The organism is Sulfuriferula sp. GW1, from assembly GCF_047300855.1.
Lineage (GTDB): Bacteria > Pseudomonadota > Gammaproteobacteria > Burkholderiales > Sulfuriferulaceae > Sulfuriferula.
The window spans coordinates 496969-514037 of record NZ_CP170197.1; the positions used below are offsets into that span (position 1 = coordinate 496969).

Below are 17069 nucleotides of genomic sequence, written 5' to 3' on the forward strand. Positions count from 1 at the left end.
GGGCCAGACGCATCCTGAACTCTACTTTCGAGATTCCGAGAATCGTATGGATACTTTAACTATCGCAGGTCGCGATTATTCATCCCGCCTGCTGGTCGGCACCGGTAAATACAAGGATTTCGATGAAACACGCCGGGCTGTGGAAGCCAGCGGCGCCGAGATTGTTACCGTGACCATCCGTCGCACCAACCTCGGCCAGGACCCCAGCCAGCCTAATCTGCTGGATGCGCTACCGCCGTCGAAATATACCTATCTGCCCAACACCGCCGGCTGTTACACGGCCGATGAGGCTGTACGCACGCTGCGTCTGGCGCGCGAACTGCTGGATGGCCATGATCTGGTCAAGCTGGAAGTGCTGGGCGATCCGAAATCGCTCTATCCCAACGTGGTGGAGACCATCCGGGCCGCCGAAATCCTCATCAAGGAAGGCTTCAAGATCATGGTGTATACCTCCGACGATCCCATCATCGCCAAACAGCTGGAACAGATGGGCTGTGTGGCGGTGATGCCGCTGGCGTCCCTGATCGGCTCGGGCATGGGCATCCTCAACCCGTGGAATCTGCAAATCATCATTAACGAAGCCAGCGTGCCGGTGATCGTGGACGCGGGCGTGGGTACTGCGTCGGACGCGGCCATTGCGATGGAACTGGGTTGTGCCGGGGTGCTGATGAACACCGCCATCGCCGGGGCGCAAGACCCGGTGCTGATGGCCTCTGCCATGAACAAGGCGGTGCAGGCCGGGCGCGAGGCGTACCTGGCCGGGCGCATGCCGAAAAAAATCTACACCGCCAGCCCGTCCTCGCCCACTAGCGGCGTGATCGGTTCCTGAACCATGGCCGAAACCAGCCCAGTCGGGCGCCCCATCCGCAGCTTTGTGCTGCGCCAGGGGCGCATGTCGGTCGCCCAGCAGCGTGCGCATGACAGCCTGAAAGCAGTATACGGCATCCCTTATGCCGTTCAGGCGCTGGACCTCGCAGCAGCGTTTGGACGCGACGCCCCGAAAATTCTGGAAATCGGCTTCGGCATGGGCGACGCTACCGCGGTGATCGCCAGTGCGCATCCCGAAAACGACTACCTCGGCATCGAAGTGCATAGTCCTGGCGTGGGCAGCCTGCTGAACCAGATCCAGGAGCGCGCACTCACCAACCTGCGCATCATCCAGCATGACGCCGTGGAAGTGCTGCGCGACATGATCCCCGATGGCAGTCTTGCCGGCGTGCATATTTTTTTCCCCGACCCGTGGCACAAGAAACGTCACAACAAGCGCCGCCTGATCAAGTCCGATTTCGTCGCGCTGATTGCCCGCAAGCTCGCCCCCGGCGGTTATTTGCATTGCGCCACCGACTGGGAGGACTACGCCATCCAGATACTGGAGGTGCTGTCCGGTGAGCCAGCGCTCACCAACGCAGCTGATGGCTACGCCCCGCGGCCGGACTACCGTCCGCTGACCAAGTTCGAGCAACGCGGGATGCGGCTGGGGCATGGGGTATGGGATGTCATATTTCGTAAAGCCGAATAATGTTTCTTTAGGAATTTTTCCAGCGCACGGCAGCCGCATGGCACAGCGATTCGCCGAATAACCTGGTCTGATCCATGCCAACGAATAAACAGGTTGCCATCATTGGCGGCGGCCCCGCCGGGCTGATGGCGGCGGAAACCCTCGCGGCGGCAGGCGTGCGGGTTGCCGTGTACGATGCCATGCCCTCAGTGGGGCGCAAGTTCCTGCTGGCAGGCAGGGGCGGTCTGAATCTCACCCATACCGAAGCGCAGGCGCAATTCCTGAGCCGCTACGGCAATCGCAGTCAAGCTGTGGCGCCGTGGCTGCAAGGGTTCAGCGCGCAAGCCTTGCGCGATTGGGTGCATGCCCTGGGGCATGACACCTTCGTGGGTACATCAGGGCGCGTATTCCCCACCGACAAAAAAGCTGCGCCGCTGCTGCGCGCCTGGTTGCATCGGCTGCGGGAATCCGGCGTTGTGTTTCATGTGCGGCACCGCTGGCTGGGCTGGGTAGAAAACAACGCACTGCGCTTTGCCACTCCGGATGGCGAACGCCAGATCCGCGCAGACGCCGTGGTGCTGGCGCTGGGCGGCGGCAGCTGGGCGAAACTGGGTTCGGACGGTGCCTGGGTGCCGATACTCCAGGCGCAGGGCGTGCCGGTCGCCGCGCTGCAACCCGCCAACTGCGGCTTCGACGTAGGCTGGAGCGAGCACTTGCGCAGCCGCTTTGCCGGTCAGGCGATCAAGTCCGTGGTGCTGGATTTCACCGCTGCCGCCGGTGCGCCATTCCGCAAACAGGGTGAGCTGATGCTGACCGCCACCGGGCTGGAAGGCGGGCTGATTTACGCCGCTTCCGCGCGGCTGCGCGACGCCATTGCCGCAACCGGGTCAGCCACGATCCACCTCGACCTTGCCCCCGGCTGGGAACGGGCGCGCCTCACCCGGGAAATCGCCCACCCGCGCGGTTCGCGTTCGGTGTCCAGCCACCTGCACAGCCGTGTGAATATTCATGGCGTCAAAATGGCGCTGCTGCGTGAAATCGGCAGTGCCGAAGATTTCGCCGATCCTGCGCGCCTGGCCGCCCTCATCAAGGCCCTGCCGATACGCCTGATCGCCCCGCGCCCGCTCGACGAAGCGATCAGCAGTGCGGGTGGCGTGATGTTCGAGGCGCTGGATGCGCACGGAATGCTGCGCACTCTGCCCGGCGTATTTTGCGCGGGTGAGATGCTCGACTGGGAGGCGCCTACCGGTGGCTATTTGCTGACCGCGTGTTTTGCCAGCGGACGTGCAGCAGGCTTAGGGGTGTTGGCCTGGCTGGGCGCTATTTGAAAAATTCATCCTAAAAACGGCTATTGATCCACGAAAAACACGAAAAGCACGAAATAAATCAACAGATTATACAAACCGAGTCATTCACCCATTGGGTAACGATATACGGCTTGATATCTCTTTGAATATTTTGCGAGCCTTCGCCTTATGGCGAAATGCCCGCTTACCCCATTTCGTGCTTTTCGTGTTTTTCGTGGACTAACTGCTTTTTCCAGGTTCATTTGCCACAGAGAACACAGAGATCACAGAGTTTTCAGTGCTCAAGCCGATGGGGCGTTTTTCTCTGTGAATTCTGTGATCTCTGTGGCTAAAGCCGCTCAAGCCTTACCCACCCCCAATTTGTTCCATCCCTCAAGCCCCAGTGCATTGAGCGTTTCCATATTCTTTTCAAAAATCTGTTCGGCTTCCGGGAAGGCAGCCACGGCGCGCTCCACGCTGGCTTCGCGCAACAGGTGCAGCATCGGGTAAGGCGAGCGGTTGGTGTAGTTCTCGATGTCGTCCGGGGCCGTGTCGGCGAACTGGTATTGGGGATGGAAACTGGCAATCTGGAACGCGTTGTCGAATTCCGGCTCGGCAGCGGCGGCATCGGCGATGTCGAGAAAATCGTTGTAGTCAAGAAAATCACCTAGCACGTACGGGTGGATCAGCAACGTGGTATCGGTTTGCTCGGCGTCGGTGTCCTGCAGCGTACGCAATTCAGTCAGCAAGTCTTCGAGCAGCGCTTCAGGGGTAGTGGCCGCACTCACGACATAACGAATCTGCTGTTTGACGTGGACAGCCTTGGCGAATGGGCAGAGGTTGAGGCCGATGACGGCTTGTTCGAGCCAGGTTCGGGTGGCGTCGATGATTTCGGTATCGGTGGGCATTGGGGTACTCCTTGGTGCTGAAAACGGATTTTGCCACGGAGATCACAGAAGGCTCAGAGAAAAACAGCCAATGCTGGCTACGTACTTTCTGAGATGTCTGTGGCGCATGCTGTTGGAAATCACCCCACCCACAGCGGCGGCTCGTCCATCAGCGCGATCTGCTCGCGCAGTTCCAGGATGCGGTCCTGCCAGTAGCGCTGGGTATTGAACCAGGGGAACGCTGCGGGGAAAGCCGGGTCGTCCCAGCGCCGGGCAATCCAGGCAGCGTAGTGGATCAGCCTCAAGGTGCGCAGGGCTTCGATCAGGTGCAGTTCGCGCGGGTCGAAATCGTGGAAATCCTCGTAGCCGGCCAGCAGGTCGGCGAGCTGTCGCGTCATCTCGCCGCGTTCGCCGGACAGCAGCATCCACAGGTCCTGCACCGCGGGTCCCATGCGGCTGTCGTCGAAATCCACGAAATGCGGCCCGGCGTCCGTCCACAGCACGTTGCCGATGTGACAATCGCCGTGCAGGCGCAGGCTGGCAACTTCTCCGGCACGGTCGAAGCAATGACGCACGCCGTCCAGCGCCTGCGCCACCACGCCGCGATAGACTTCAACCAGTTCAATCGGGATGAAGTCGTGGCTTAACAGGTAGGTGCTGGGTTCCTCGCCAAAGCTGGCGATATCGAGCGTGGGGCGGTGCTGATAGGGGGCAATGGCGCCGACCGCGTGGATGCGGCCGATGAAGCGGCCCAGCCACTCCAGCGTGGCGGGATTGTCCAGCTCCGGGGCGCGGCCGCCGTGCTTGGCGAACACGCTGAAACGGAAGCCGGCGTGGGTGTGCAGTGTGCGGTCATGCATGGACAGCGCCGGCACGACGGGTATTTCGCGGCCCACGAGATCGCTCACAAAGGCGTGCTCTTCGAGTATGGCGGCGTCGCTCCAGCGCTGCGGGCGGTAGAATTTGGCGACGATGGGCGCGTTGTCCTCCATGCCGACCTGATACACACGGTTTTCATAGCTGTTGAGCGCGAGCAGGCGGCCGTCGGTGCGCAAGCCGAGGCTGTCGACGGCGTCGAGCACGTGATCCGGTGTCAAACCGGCAAAAGCGTGTGTTTCCATTGGCGTATTGTACGGGAAGCCGGCTGATATCGACGCGTAGGCGTGTCAACTATCCAGCAGCGTGATTCGTTATACTGCCCAGGTCACACCCGTGGCTGGCTTTTCCTAACCGAATTGTGGAGACGACATGAATAAATTGATGACAGCACTGATTATGGCCGCAGCACTTGCCTTTACTCCATTCTCTGCATCGGCAAAAACCGAACAGCAAACCAAAATGGGCGCATGCAATAAAGATGCCGCAGCCAAGTCACTCAAAGGTGAAGAACGCAAAGCCTTCATGAAGAGTTGCCTGTCGGCACCTGCTGCTGCACCAGCGAAAGGCGAGCCTGCCGCTGCCGCCAAACCCAAAAACGCCATGGGCGCATGCTCGACTGCTTCCAAAGGCATGAAAGGCGCGGAGCACAAAAAATTCATGAGCGAGTGCCTGAAAGCCAAAGGCCCGGAAAACATGAAAAAATAGGTCTGGATATGGCTGAAAAAACCCCGCTGCGGCGGGGTTTTTTATTGGCTGCCTGACGTGTTGCGATTGCAGGGAGCTTGTGAGATTCAACCTAAAAATCGCGATTCAAGCCACAGAGAACAAAGAGATGAAGCGGTTTCCACCTATTTTTCTGCTTCACCGGATGGATGAAACCAATATTTACGGCAACCTATTTTTTTGCGAGTTGGGCGACAAGCCCCGCCCATCCCTGCGAACCCCGCTGCCTCTGTGAACTCTGTGTTCTCTGTGGCTAACTGATTTTTTCAGGTTCAAACTTCGCACAGTCCCACGGTGGTAGCTATTCCGTCCTGATCCACGCTTTCCATCCGCACGTTATAGCCCCACAGGCGCGCTATGTGGCGCAGCATTTCCGGGGTGGTGTCGCCGAGCGGGCGGCGATCGTGCATGTAGTGGCGCAAGGTCAGGGCGCGGTCACCGTAGGCGTCGACGTTGTAGACCTGGATGTTGGGTTCACGGTTGCCAAGGTTGTATTGTTCGGCCAGGCGCTGGCGCACCGCGCGATAGCCGGCGTCGTCATGGATGGCGCTGATTTCGAGCTTGTCCTCGGTGTCGTCGTCGCACACGGCGAACAGTTTGAAGTCGCGGATGAGTTTGGGCGACAGGTACTGGGCGATGAAGCTTTCGTCCTTGAAGTTGCGCATGGCGAAATCAAGCGACTGCTTCCAGTCGCTACCGGCCAGTTCCGGGAACCAGTGGCGGTCTTCGTCGGTGGGGTGTTCGCATATGCGGCGAATGTCCTGAAACATCGAAAAGCCCAGCGCGTATGGGTTGATGCCGCTGTAGGCGCGGCTGTGAAACGGCGGCTGATAGACCACATTGGTGTGGCTTTGCAGGAATTCCATCATGAAGCCATCGGTGAGCTTTCCCGCGTCGTACAGGTGATTTAACAGGGTGTAGTGCCAGAACGTGGCCCAGCCTTCGTTCATCACCTGAGTCTGGCGCTGGGGGTAGAAATACTGGGCGATCTTCCTGACGATCCGGACGATTTCGCGCTGCCATGGTTCGAGACGCGGGGCATTTTTTTCGATGAAGTACAGCAGATTTTCTTGCGGCTCGGCAGGAAAGCGGCTGGTCTTGCGCCGTTCACCTTCTGGCCTCCGGCTGGGCAGCGTGCGCCACAGGTCGTTGACCTGGGACTGCAGATAGGTTTCGCGCTCGATCAGGCGCGCCTGTTCCTTGGCCATGGAGAGCCGGGTCGGGCGCTTGTAACGGTCTACACCGTAATTCATCAGGGCGTGGCAGGAGTCGAGCATGTCTTCGACGGCTTCTTCGCCGTGACGCTGCTCGCACTCGGCGATGAAATTGCGCGCGAATACCAGGTAGTCGAGGATGCCCTCGGCGTCGGTCCAGGTGCGGAACAGGTAATTGCCCTTGAAAAAAGAATTGTGGCCATAGGCGGCATGCGCAATCACCAGCGCCTGCATGGTCATGGTGTTTTCTTCCATCAGGTAGGCGATGCACGGGCTGGAATTGATGACGATTTCGTAGGCCAGCCCCATCTGGCCGCGCTGGTAGCTTTTTTGCGTAGACAGAAAGCCTTTGCCGTAGGACCAGTGGTGATAGCCGACCGGCATGCCGACCGAGGCGTAGGCGTCAATCATCTGTTCGGAGGTGATGACCTCGATCTGGCGCGGGTAAGTGTCCAGTCCGTAGTGCGCAGCGGCCAAGCCGATCTCGCGATCGTAGGTGTCGAGCAGCTCGAAGGTCCATTCGGAACCTTCGGACAAAGGCCGACGTTCGACGGCGGGATTTGTATCGGTCATATCAGGCCACCTTTTTCCTGAACAGTTCACGAAATACCGGGTAGATGTCTTCCAGCGAGAGGATGCGTTGCATGGCAAAGCGCCGGCTGGCTGCACTGACCTGAGTGTATTCACGCCACAGGCTTTGCGGCTGTTCGGTTTCGATTTCGACGTAAGCGAAATACTGCGTCAGAGGCAGAATGTCCTGCACCAGCAGTTCCCGGCAGCGCGGCGAATCGTTTTCCCAGTTGTCGCCATCCGACGCCTGCGCAGCATAGATGTTCCAGTTGGCCGAAGGATAGCGCTCGCGGATGATGTCGCGCATCAGCACCAGCGCACTGGATACTACTGTGCCGCCGGATTCGCGCGAAGAAAAGAAATCCTCCTCATCGACCTCTTTGGCCGTCGTGTGGTGACGAATGAACACCAGATCGATGCGCTCGTAGCTTTTGGTGAGAAACAGGTAGAGCAGCATGAAAAAGCGCTTGGCGATATTTTTGCGGTTTTCGTCCATTGAGCCGGATACATCCATCAGACAGAACATTGCGGCCTGGCTGCTCGGTGTGGGCTTGTCCACCCGGTTGGCGTAGCGCAAGTCCCAGGTATCGATGAAAGGCACGGCGGCAATGCGTGCCTTGAGACTGACTATTTCCTCACGCAGGGCGTCGGCTTCAGGGCTGGCGTCGCGGCCTTGATCCAGTAGTTGCTGCAACGCTTCTTCGGCTTCACGCAATGCTTCGCGCGGGCTGGATGACATCGCCATACGCCTGCCGATGGCCTGTTTCATGGAGCGCACCACATGCAGACTGGACGGGTTGCCCTGACTGACGAATCCGGCGCGTGTGCGTTTCACCTCGGGCACGGCGGCGAGCTGTTTCTTTACCATGTCCGGCAGCGCCAGATCCTGGAAAAAATAGTCCATGAATTCTTCACGCGATAGTTCGAACACGAAATCGTCCATGCCTTCGGCGTCTTCCGAGGCGCTGCCGCCGCCCCCACCTCCGCCGCCGCTGGGGGGGCGATCTGCCTTGTCGCCGCGTACGAACTCGCGGTTGCCGGGATGGACGATGTTGCGGCGGCCGCCCGGGCCGTGATGGAATGCCGGCTCGGACATGCCTTTGGCAGGTATGGAAATCTTCTCACCGCGCGCCAGATCAGCCACTTTGCGGCTGGAAACCGCCTGCTTCACAGCTTCGCGTATCTGCACCTTGAAACGGCGCAGAAAGCGCTGGCGGTTGACGGCGCTGCGGTTTTTGCCGGACAGGCGGCGATCGACGAGCTGGCTCATGGCAACAATTCCATCATGAGGTTTTACGGGCGCGCAGATACCATTCGGCCAGCAAGCGCACCTGCTTGTCGGTGTAGCCTTTGGACACCATGCGCTGGACGAAGTCGTGATGCTTTTTCTGCTCTTCGCTGGATGCCTTGGCGTTGAAGGAAATCACCGGCAGCAGGTCCTCAGTGCTGGAGAACATGCGTTTTTCAATCACCACGCGCAGCTTTTCATAGCTGGTCCAAGCCGGGTTCTTGCCGTGATTCTGGGCGCGCGCGCGCAGTACGAAGTTGACCACCTCATGGCGGAAGTCCTTGGGATTGGCGATGCTGGCAGCCTTCTCGATTTTTTCCAGCTCGGCATTGAGCTGGCCGCGGTCAAGGCTCTCGCCGGTGTCCGGGTCGCGGTATTCCTGATCCTGGATCCACATGTCAGCGTAGGTCACGTAACGGTCGAAGATGTTCTGACCATACTCCGAATACGACTCGAGATAGGCGGTCTGCAATTCCTTCTCGATGTACTCGGCGTAATGCGGCGACAAAAATTCTTTCAGGTAGGCGACGTAACGCTGTTCCACTTCGGGTGCGAATTGCTCCTGCTCGATCTGCTGTTCCAGTATGTAGAGCAGATGCACCGGGTTGGCGGCCACCTCGGTGTGGTCGAAGTTGAACACGCGCGACAGAATCTTGAACGCAAAGCGCGTGGAAATCCCCGTCATGCCTTCGTCCACCCCGGCAAAATCGCGGTATTCCTGATAGCTCTTGGCCTTGGGGTCGGTATCCTTGAGATTGTCGCCATCATAGACGCGCATCTTGGAATAGATGCTGGAGTTTTCCGGCTCTTTCAGCCGCGTGAGCACGGAAAATCGCGCCAGCATTTCCAGCGTGCCGGGGGCGCACGGCGCTTCCGACAGCGAGCTGTGCTGCATCAGCTTCTCGTAAATTTTCACTTCCTCGGACACGCGCAGGCAATACGGCACCTTGACGATATAGATACGGTCGAGAAACGCTTCGTTGTTCTTGTTGTTGCGGAACGTCGTCCATTCCGATTCGTTGCTGTGCGCCAGTATCACGCCGTCGAACGGAATCGCGCCGAAGCCCTCGGTGCCCTTGTAGTTGCCTTCCTGCGTGGCGGTCAGCAGCGGGTGCAGCACCTTGATCGGCGCCTTGAACATCTCGACGAATTCCATCAGCCCCTGGTTGGACAGGCACAATCCGCCGGAAAAGCTGTAGGCATCGACGTCATCCTGCGAATATTTTTCCAGCTTGCGGATATCGACCTTACCCACCAGCGAGGAGATATCCTGGTTGTTTTCGTCGCCCGGCTCGGTCTTGGAAATCCCCATCTGCCCCAGTACCGAAGGCCAGCGCTTGACCACGCGGAATTTTGTGATGTCGCCGTTGTACTCGTGCAGGCGCTTGACCGCCCACGGCGACAGCACCTTGCCCAGATAGCGACGCGCAATACCGTATTCCTGCTCCAGAATTTCGCCGTCCTCGTCCGCAGCAAACAGCGACAGCGGCGAATCGTTCACCGGCGAACCCTTGATGGCGTAGAACGGCGCTTTTTCCATCAGGTGTTTGAGCTTTTCCGCCAGTGACGATTTACCCCCGCCCACCGGTCCCAGCAGATACAGAATCTGCTTGCGTTCTTCCAGACCCTGCGCAGCGTGGCGGAAATAGGACACGATCTGCTCTATTGTCTCCTCCATGCCATAAAAATCCTTGAACGCCGGATAGACCTTGATGACCTTGTTGGAAAAAATGCGTGACAAACGTGGGTTCTGGCGGGTATCGAGCAGTTCCGCCTCGCCGATGGCCGCCAGCATGCGCTCGGCGGCGCTGGCATAGGCAGACGGATCCTGTTTGCAGATGTCGAGGAATTCCTCCAGCGAATATTCCTCTTCCTCGCGGCGGTAGCGTTCGATGTACTGATTGAATAGACCCATAACGAACTCCTAATTGATGAACAATCGGGTGCTGTGCTGACTCCAGCAAGGTGCATGCCAAATAAGTAACGTCCGATATTGGACTGTATTGAGGGCAATTGGTGCCATTGCATGACACTTGCATGAACCCAGTATAGACATTGCGCACTGGCAAGGTGCGCGGCAGAGGGAAGAGGCAAAACGTGATTCAAGCGGGTGCATGCGCGGTGATCGTGCTGCAATCCAGTGCGGACCCTACTCGGCAAGCTCGCCAATCACGCCGATTTTTCGGCAGAGCGCTGACTGCTGCTGCGCGCCGCAATGCGTCAAGATATGCCTGAATTGGGTTGGACAATAAACCCCGCTGAGCGGGATTTATTTGGTTATCCGGAATTTATTATGGAGCGTAGTCGGAATGTTGGTCCGATATCGGTCAAAAGTTTCCATTCTCCTGTCAGGGGTCGCCCCAGAATTCGGGAAATTGAGCACGATAAGGTTTTTCGACACCCAGCGTTTCCGTCTTCTACCTTAAAACCGGGGTCCACTACATTACCCGCCGAGGGTCTGGTCCTGGTTTTTAAACCAGGCGAGTGCGTGCTCAAAATGCTGCGGATCAAAATCTGGCCAATATTCATCAATCACATAAAAATCAGCATAAACCGATTGCACCGGAAGAAAGCCGCTCAATCGGCGTCCTCCTCCCCAGCGTACAATCAAATCCAGGCGTGAAACCTCATCTGAACGCAGACCGCCGTTTTTAAGACCGGCCAGATCCCATTCCCAGCCATAGTTGATGAGTAGATTCACCTTCATTCCGACCCCCCGGCGCTGCCGGAATTCTTTTAACACCTCGGGGAATTGTGTCGAAGTCTCATCGCCGACCACAATCAGAGCCGCTCCACGGCGTGCAATCTCAAAAGCGAATGCAACGCAGGCGTCGCTGAATGCCTGTTTCTGAATGGAAGGCCGCTTGGTGTTGTCCCGGGTAAAGCCGTAGATGGAAATTTCATCGACCCCACATTCTTTACATTGCTCGTACAATACCAACCCTGGGTCGATACCATTGGCATATCCGGCTTCTTTGGGCAGACCATGATCCATGGCCCAACGGCGATTTCCATCGGGAATGAAACCGACGTGACGCGGGATATTATTTTTCGCCATGGCAAACCTTATTCCAACCTAAAAACGATAAAACCCCTGCTCACTTTTTATTTACTCATTGGGCGAGCAAGCTGGCTGGAGGGTATTTGATTCACCAGAGCGCGCGCTCATACAGGGGGCGCGCATTTTCTTTTTTACGCGGCAGTTACAATTGTTCCACGAGAATTGACCCGCCCCAATGCCGCGCTGAACGACGCCACGGCTGGGGTTGCCAACCATCACCAGGGGGGCAATGTTGTGGAGCCGGCCAGACCAGATGTTTACGCTAGAGGATCGTAATACGGTTTGGTGCCATAGTAAGAATGGAGTCCAGCCACCCAGGTTGGATCTGCCATACTGGGCCAGCTGTCCTTGTCGAAGCCGGGCGCATCGTTCAAGCGATCCTTTTCCATACTCAAAATAAAACGATTATTCGCGGTATCGAGCGTCAAGGCGTTCCAGGGTACCGCGAATAATTTTTCGCCCATACCGAGAAATCCGCCAAACGACAATACAGCATATGCAACTTTGCCGCTGCGCATATCCAGCATTATTTCCTTGGTGTCGCCGAGGTCTTCCTCCTTGTGATTGTAGACATCGTTGCCCATCAATGTATCGGCACCCATTAACGAGGGGCCGGGGCCTTTTTCATCTTGGGATTTATACATGCCTAAGGTATCGCGATCCAAGTAGCTCATGACTATTTTCTCCTTTAAAGACTTAAGCATAAATTTGAAAACGCGCACGGTCCGTTCGTTACCGAACACGCCAGATGAAATACTTTCAGCTTGACGGCGGAAATCGTAAACAGGAGCAAAACAGGTACGGAATATTGAGTCAGTTCATGCTGGCAACCTATTCAGGATTCGTTGCTGGGTGAGACGGAGAATTGCTTGATGGAAGCGGGGTGAGCGACGAGTAAATATTTTTTTGGGGTTAGGCAGATCCCGGCAAAACGTCGACTTCGATTCAAGGCTTCTTGCTGAGCCGCTGCATGCCCACGAACGATGCCACCCAGCCTCAATCTGGATAGCCGAGAATCAAACCGGAAGTCGTTGCCGAGGGCTCGAGACGGGTCATTAGCAGCCCTAAGCCCGGCGCTTCTCACACTAAATTCCGAAAACCTTTTTACCCTACAACGCCCGCAAAAACTCATTCCGCGTCTGGTCGCTGCTATGAAAACGCCCGGTAAACGCCTGTGTCACAACGCGCTCGTCGCCGCGCCGGTCTTCTCCGAGCAACAGGCACAGTTGTTCGGCTTCGATGATGCACGCGGCCCCCAGCGCTTTGCCGTGGGTCATCAGCGCCTCGGCGATGTCGCGCGTCATCCATTCCTGGTAGGTGAAGCGGTGGCCGATGGCGTCGACCAGGCGGGCGATGCGGCCGAAGCCATGCAGGCGTCCGCCGGGGATATAGGCCACGTGGGCGACGCCGCGGAACGGCACGAGGTGGTGCGGGCAGACGCCGTGGATGGCGATGCCGCGCACCACCACCATGTCCTGGCGGCTGTCTTCGAAGCCTTCGCCCAGCGCTTCGGCGGGGTCAATGGCATAGCCGCCGAGCAGGCGTTTTTGCCATAGCTCGCGTACGCGTTGTGCGGTTTTTCCGGTGTGGGTGCTGTTCGGGTTGACCCCGCACGCGCGCAGCAAATCGGTGACGGCCTGCTCGAACGCAGCCGGGTCGAATTCGCCCTGACGCGGAATGCCGATGCTGCCTGGAATGGGGTGCCCGGCGGGATCGTGATCGCAACGGTGGTTGTCCATGTCTTTGTCCTTGTTAGCCACTTGAGAAGCAAAGTCTATGGCAGTGTCTCGCGGTTTGCTGTTTCACAGCGACGCATGGCGATGAGCTTAAATCCAGCGCCGCACTCGGGCGCAGTAATCATTATAGGATGCGCCAAATTTGGCATGCAGGTGAACCTCTTCGTGGGCAATCACGCCATAGCGCATGATGACCCATACCAGCGGCGCGAATACCAGCGGCCAAAAACTGCCGATGAGCAGCATCACGCCCAGGTAAATCACCACGTCGGCCAGATAAATCGGGTTGCGCGAGAATGCGAAAGGGCCGCTGGTCACCAGCTCGGATGCGCCCTTGTAGGGGTTTACCGTGGTGCGATGACGCCAGATGGTGAACACCGCCCACAGCATCAGTGCGCCGCCTAGTCCTACACCGGCCCAGCCCAGTATATGCAACAGCGGGGTAACGCCAAAACCCAGCGGGAAGCGATGTTCCAGCCACCATGACGCGATCAGCCCCACTGCATAAACCAGCGGCGGAGGGGCCAGAGTGCGCGGACGCTGGATGGGATCAATCATGGTGTCAGGCTTTCAGCATATTGATGTGGGAAATCAGCTGGCGCTACATTGACGCAGTGTGGCGGCAGACTTGATGGTTTTTGGGCTACGCTCGTGCAGCCTTCATACCAGCAGTCATGAGCGGTGCGGCGGCATTACAGACCGTGCCGGCGCAGATTTCGCCGCTATTTGGCGCACGTTACTGCGCATTGGATGCATCATATCGGCCGATATGTATCTGTCAAGGCGCGCAACTGGTGGTCATGCAGGCGCGCGAAACCCAGCTGCCCGAGGATGCTGCCCAGCAATGCGAAGGCCATATCTTTTTGCGTATCCCAAATATCGCCCTGGGTGGCGAGAAAAGCCACCGCATCGCTGCCGCTGGCTTCGGCCACGCCCCATTCGATCAGCTCATAGGTCGCGCTGATGGCGAGGCACACGCACACCACCAGAAAAAACAGCATCTTGCCGCGTTGCAACGGCGTGCAGCGCAGCAGGATTTCCCGCGTCACCAGCGCCGGTACCAGGCCCTGCGCAAAATGTCCGACGCGGTCATAGTGATTGCGCGCGAGGTCAAAGGTGTCGCGCAGCCAGTTGAACAGCGGCACCTCCGCGTAGGTGTAATGCCCGCCCACCATCAGAATTGCGCCATGCAACGCAATCAGCATATAGACCAGTGGCGTGAGCGGAAAAGCCTTGCGCGTGGCTATCAGCAGCGGCAGTGCGATCAGTACCGGCATGACTTCCAGCAACCAGGTGAAATAATCGTGCGGCTGAATCCCCGACCATGCCAGTACGCCCAGCGTGGCGAACAGCAGTCCGGTCTGCAGCGGTGTCACGGTAGTATTCATGGCAGGAACAAGCCCAGCAGGTCGTTGAGAAAGCGCCGTCCGGTCTGGGATGGCGCGATGCGCACATGGTCGCGCACAATCAATCCGCGCCGCTCAGCCTCGTCCAGCGCGGTTTGTGCAGCGGTAATCGGCAGTCCGGTGCGCTCGGTGAACAGTGCCGTGTCAAAGCCATCGGTGAGGCGCAGCGCATTCATCATGAATTCAAACGGCAGATCGGCACGCGCGACGGCTTGTTCGCTCTGTATCGGATTGCCTGTTAGTGCATGCTCCATATATTCGCGCGGATGTTTGTGGCGCATTTGACGAATGATGCGGTCATGGAACGACAGTTTGCCGTGCGCTCCGGCGCCAATGCCGAGATAGTCGCCAAACCGCCAGTAGTTCAGGTTGTGGCGGCACTGGTGCTGCGGTCGGGCGAAGGCAGAGGTTTCGTAGTGCAGATAGCCGGCACTCACCAGGGTGGCTTCCACCATCATCTGCATGTCGGCGGATAAATCATCGTCCGGCAGCGAGGGTGGCGCAGCATGAAACGGCGTGTTCGGCTCCAGCGTGAGGTGGTAGCACGACAGGTGCGGCGGCGCATAGCCCAGTGCCGTTTCCACATCGCGCTGGGCCTGTTGCAGGGTTTGACCGGGCAGCGCGTACATCAGGTCGAGGTTGAAATTCTCGAACGTGGAGGCGGCAATCTCCACCGCGCGATGCGCTTCCCGGTCGTCATGGATGCGCCCCAGCGCGCGCAAGTGGCCGGGGTCGAAACTCTGCACGCCGAGTGACAGCCGGTTCACTCCCGCTGCCTTGAAACCCGCGAATTTCCCCGCCTCCACCGTACCGGGGTTGGCTTCCAGAGTGATCTCGGCAAAGTGATCGAGCCGGGTCAGCGTGCGTACCATGCTGAGAATGGTGTCGATCGCCTCGGCTGAAAACAGGCTGGGCGTGCCGCCACCGAAAAAGATGGAATGGATGCCGCGCCCCCAGATCAGCGGCAGTGCCGATTCCAGGTCGCGCGTGAGCGCTTCGATATAACGCGTCTCCGGCAACGCATCGCGCGCCGTATGCGAATTGAAGTCGCAATAAGGGCATTTTTTGATGCACCAGGGAATATGGATATACAGCGCCAGCGGCGGTAATGCGGTGAGGCGGAATTCTAACGGGAGGACATTCATGGACGGGATTGTACCGCCGATGCGCAACGAGGCCATGAGTGTTGGGCATAAACGATGCGCATTAATCGCGGAATCAATGCGTTGCAGTATTTATTCCCGGTTTGTTAAAGTCAGTCAAAGTTTTGCCGATAACCGATTATGCTAAAAAAAATCAATATACGAGATGCGCGTCTGGGGATGTTCATTCACGAAATCTGTGGCAGTTGGATGGATCATCCGTTCTGGAAGAAATCATTCCCGCTTTCCGAAGATGCGGATTTCAATACGCTCAAGCAATGTGGTGTCAAAGAAGTATGGATCGATATCAGCAAGGGGCTGGATGTAGAGGCGATTGTCCCCGCGGTTACCACCGAAACCGAAAAAGCGCGCGTCGATAATACTTTTCAGCTGCTGGCCAAGACTACACAAGAAAAAGCACCGCCGAGAGCATCCTTGCAGGATGAACTGGTGCGCGCCAGAAAGGTTCACGCCAAGGCGGCACAGGCCGTCACCTCCATGTTTGGCGAGGCGCGCATGGGAAATGCCATCAAGCTGGAAGAAGTGGGAGCGCTGGTGGAGGAAATTAACCAGTCGATAGCGCGTAACTCCGATGCATTGTTAAGCCTTGCACGACTGAAAAATGCGGACAATTACACTTATTTACACTCGGTTGCGGTATGCGCCCTGATGATTGCTTTGGGTCGCCAGATGGGTCTGGAAGACGCGGTTCTGAAAGAAGTGGGGATGGCGGGTTTGTTGCACGACGTGGGCAAGATGGCTATTCCTGGCGCGATATTGAACAAGCCTGGACGCCTGACGGACGAAGAGTTTCTGATTGTCAAAGCGCATCCGCAGCAGGGCTGGGAGATGCTCAAAAGTTGTCCCGACGTGAACGATATAGCACTGGACGTGTGTTTGCATCATCACGAGACCGTGGTTGGGACAGGCTATCCGGACGGCCTTTCCGGCCAGGCATTGAGTTTGTATGCGCGTATGGGCGCCGTGTGCGATGTCTATGACGCGATTACGTCGGAGCGCTGTTACAAAGTGGGCTGGGCACCCGGCGAGGCGATCCGCAAAATGACCGAATGGAAAGACGGCCGCTTTGACGAGGCGGTTTTCCGCGCTTTCGTCAAAACGGTGGGCATCTATCCGGCGGGTACTCTGGTCAAACTCAAGTCCGGGCGTCTGGGTGTGGTGTTGGAGCAGTCCGAAAAAAGCCTGCTTGCGCCGGTGATCAAGGTGTTTTTCTCAACCCGTTCGAATGCGCATATCAAACCGGAATTGATCGACTTGTCGAGATCGCCGGAGATTATCGCCAATCTGGAAGACTCGGGGAAGTGGGGGTTTGATCTGGATGAACTGACCGGTTTACGGGCGTGATGGTTGGCGGATTG

The 17069-nt window shown here is 57.8% G+C and carries 16 protein-coding genes; 5 read left to right on the forward strand and 11 right to left on the reverse strand.

Annotated features, from left to right (window positions below; genetic code table 11):
• The first annotated feature begins 46 nt into the window (after window positions 1-46).
• From ACFDAU_RS02410 to ACFDAU_RS02420, 3 genes are all read left to right on the forward strand, one after another.
• Window positions 47-829 (forward strand): thiazole synthase, encoded by a 783-nt coding sequence (locus ACFDAU_RS02410; protein ID WP_413438475.1) that lies wholly within the window; start codon window positions 47-49, stop codon window positions 827-829.
• A 3-nt stretch (window positions 830-832) separates the two neighbouring features.
• Complete coding sequence (gene trmB / locus ACFDAU_RS02415; RefSeq protein ID WP_413438476.1) at window positions 833-1519, forward strand: tRNA (guanosine(46)-N7)-methyltransferase TrmB; 687 nt, start codon at window positions 833-835, stop codon at window positions 1517-1519.
• Between the two features lie 74 nt (window positions 1520-1593).
• Window positions 1594-2826, forward strand: a complete 1233-nt coding sequence (locus ACFDAU_RS02420; RefSeq protein ID WP_413438477.1) for a TIGR03862 family flavoprotein — start codon at window positions 1594-1596, stop codon at window positions 2824-2826.
• Between the two features lie 317 nt (window positions 2827-3143).
• Here ACFDAU_RS02420 and ACFDAU_RS02425 read toward each other — a convergent pair whose 3' ends face one another.
• Entirely contained in the window at window positions 3144-3692 is a 549-nt protein-coding gene (locus ACFDAU_RS02425) for a DUF1415 domain-containing protein (RefSeq protein WP_413438478.1), read from the reverse strand.
• 119 nt (window positions 3693-3811) lie between these two features.
• The gene (locus ACFDAU_RS02430; RefSeq protein ID WP_413438479.1) at window positions 3812-4792 is read right to left on the reverse strand and encodes a serine/threonine protein kinase; all 981 of its coding nucleotides are present in this window, start codon (window positions 4790-4792) and stop codon (window positions 3812-3814) included.
• A 127-nt stretch (window positions 4793-4919) separates the two neighbouring features.
• Here ACFDAU_RS02430 and ACFDAU_RS02435 point away from each other — a divergent pair, with 127 nt between their 5' ends.
• Complete coding sequence (locus tag ACFDAU_RS02435) at window positions 4920-5255, forward strand: PsiF family protein (protein WP_413438480.1); 336 nt, start codon at window positions 4920-4922, stop codon at window positions 5253-5255.
• 290 nt (window positions 5256-5545) lie between these two features.
• Here the strand turns inward: ACFDAU_RS02435 and ACFDAU_RS02440 are convergent, their stop codons facing one another.
• The 9 genes from ACFDAU_RS02440 to hemW form a co-directional block, all read right to left on the reverse strand.
• On the reverse strand, window positions 5546-7060 hold the full coding sequence (locus ACFDAU_RS02440) for a SpoVR family protein (RefSeq protein ID WP_413438481.1): 1515 nt from the start codon (window positions 7058-7060) through the stop codon (window positions 5546-5548).
• 1 nt (window position 7061) lies between these two features.
• Window positions 7062-8327: a YeaH/YhbH family protein gene (locus ACFDAU_RS02445; RefSeq protein WP_413438482.1), complete on the reverse strand. Its 1266-nt coding sequence runs from the start codon at window positions 8325-8327 to the stop codon at window positions 7062-7064.
• Between the two features lie 13 nt (window positions 8328-8340).
• Window positions 8341-10260, reverse strand: coding sequence for a PrkA family serine protein kinase (locus tag ACFDAU_RS02450; RefSeq protein ID WP_413438483.1), 1920 nt, complete (start codon window positions 10258-10260; stop codon window positions 8341-8343).
• 528 nt (window positions 10261-10788) lie between these two features.
• Window positions 10789-11403, reverse strand: a complete 615-nt coding sequence (locus tag ACFDAU_RS02455; RefSeq protein WP_413438484.1) for an undecaprenyl diphosphate synthase family protein — start codon at window positions 11401-11403, stop codon at window positions 10789-10791.
• A 260-nt stretch (window positions 11404-11663) separates the two neighbouring features.
• Window positions 11664-12080 carry a PRC-barrel domain-containing protein gene (locus ACFDAU_RS02460; RefSeq protein ID WP_413438485.1) on the reverse strand — a complete coding sequence of 139 codons (417 nt, stop codon included), beginning with the start codon at window positions 12078-12080 and terminating at the stop codon, window positions 11664-11666.
• A 435-nt stretch (window positions 12081-12515) separates the two neighbouring features.
• Window positions 12516-13145: a GTP cyclohydrolase I FolE gene (gene folE / locus ACFDAU_RS02465; RefSeq protein WP_413438486.1), complete on the reverse strand. Its 630-nt coding sequence runs from the start codon at window positions 13143-13145 to the stop codon at window positions 12516-12518.
• A gap of 87 nt (window positions 13146-13232) precedes the next feature.
• Window positions 13233-13700 (reverse strand): methyltransferase, encoded by a 468-nt coding sequence (locus tag ACFDAU_RS02470; protein WP_413438487.1) that lies wholly within the window; start codon window positions 13698-13700, stop codon window positions 13233-13235.
• A gap of 197 nt (window positions 13701-13897) precedes the next feature.
• Window positions 13898-14530, reverse strand: a complete 633-nt coding sequence (locus tag ACFDAU_RS02475) for a DUF2238 domain-containing protein (protein ID WP_413438488.1) — start codon at window positions 14528-14530, stop codon at window positions 13898-13900.
• Entirely contained in the window at window positions 14527-15693 is a 1167-nt protein-coding gene (gene hemW, locus ACFDAU_RS02480; RefSeq protein ID WP_413438489.1) for a radical SAM family heme chaperone HemW, read from the reverse strand. Before hemW ends, ACFDAU_RS02475 begins: the two co-directional genes overlap by 4 nt.
• 138 nt (window positions 15694-15831) lie before the next feature.
• Here hemW and ACFDAU_RS02485 point away from each other — a divergent pair, with 138 nt between their 5' ends.
• Complete coding sequence (locus tag ACFDAU_RS02485; protein WP_413438490.1) at window positions 15832-17055, forward strand: HD-GYP domain-containing protein; 1224 nt, start codon at window positions 15832-15834, stop codon at window positions 17053-17055.
• Window positions 17056-17069: the final 14 nt, after the last annotated feature.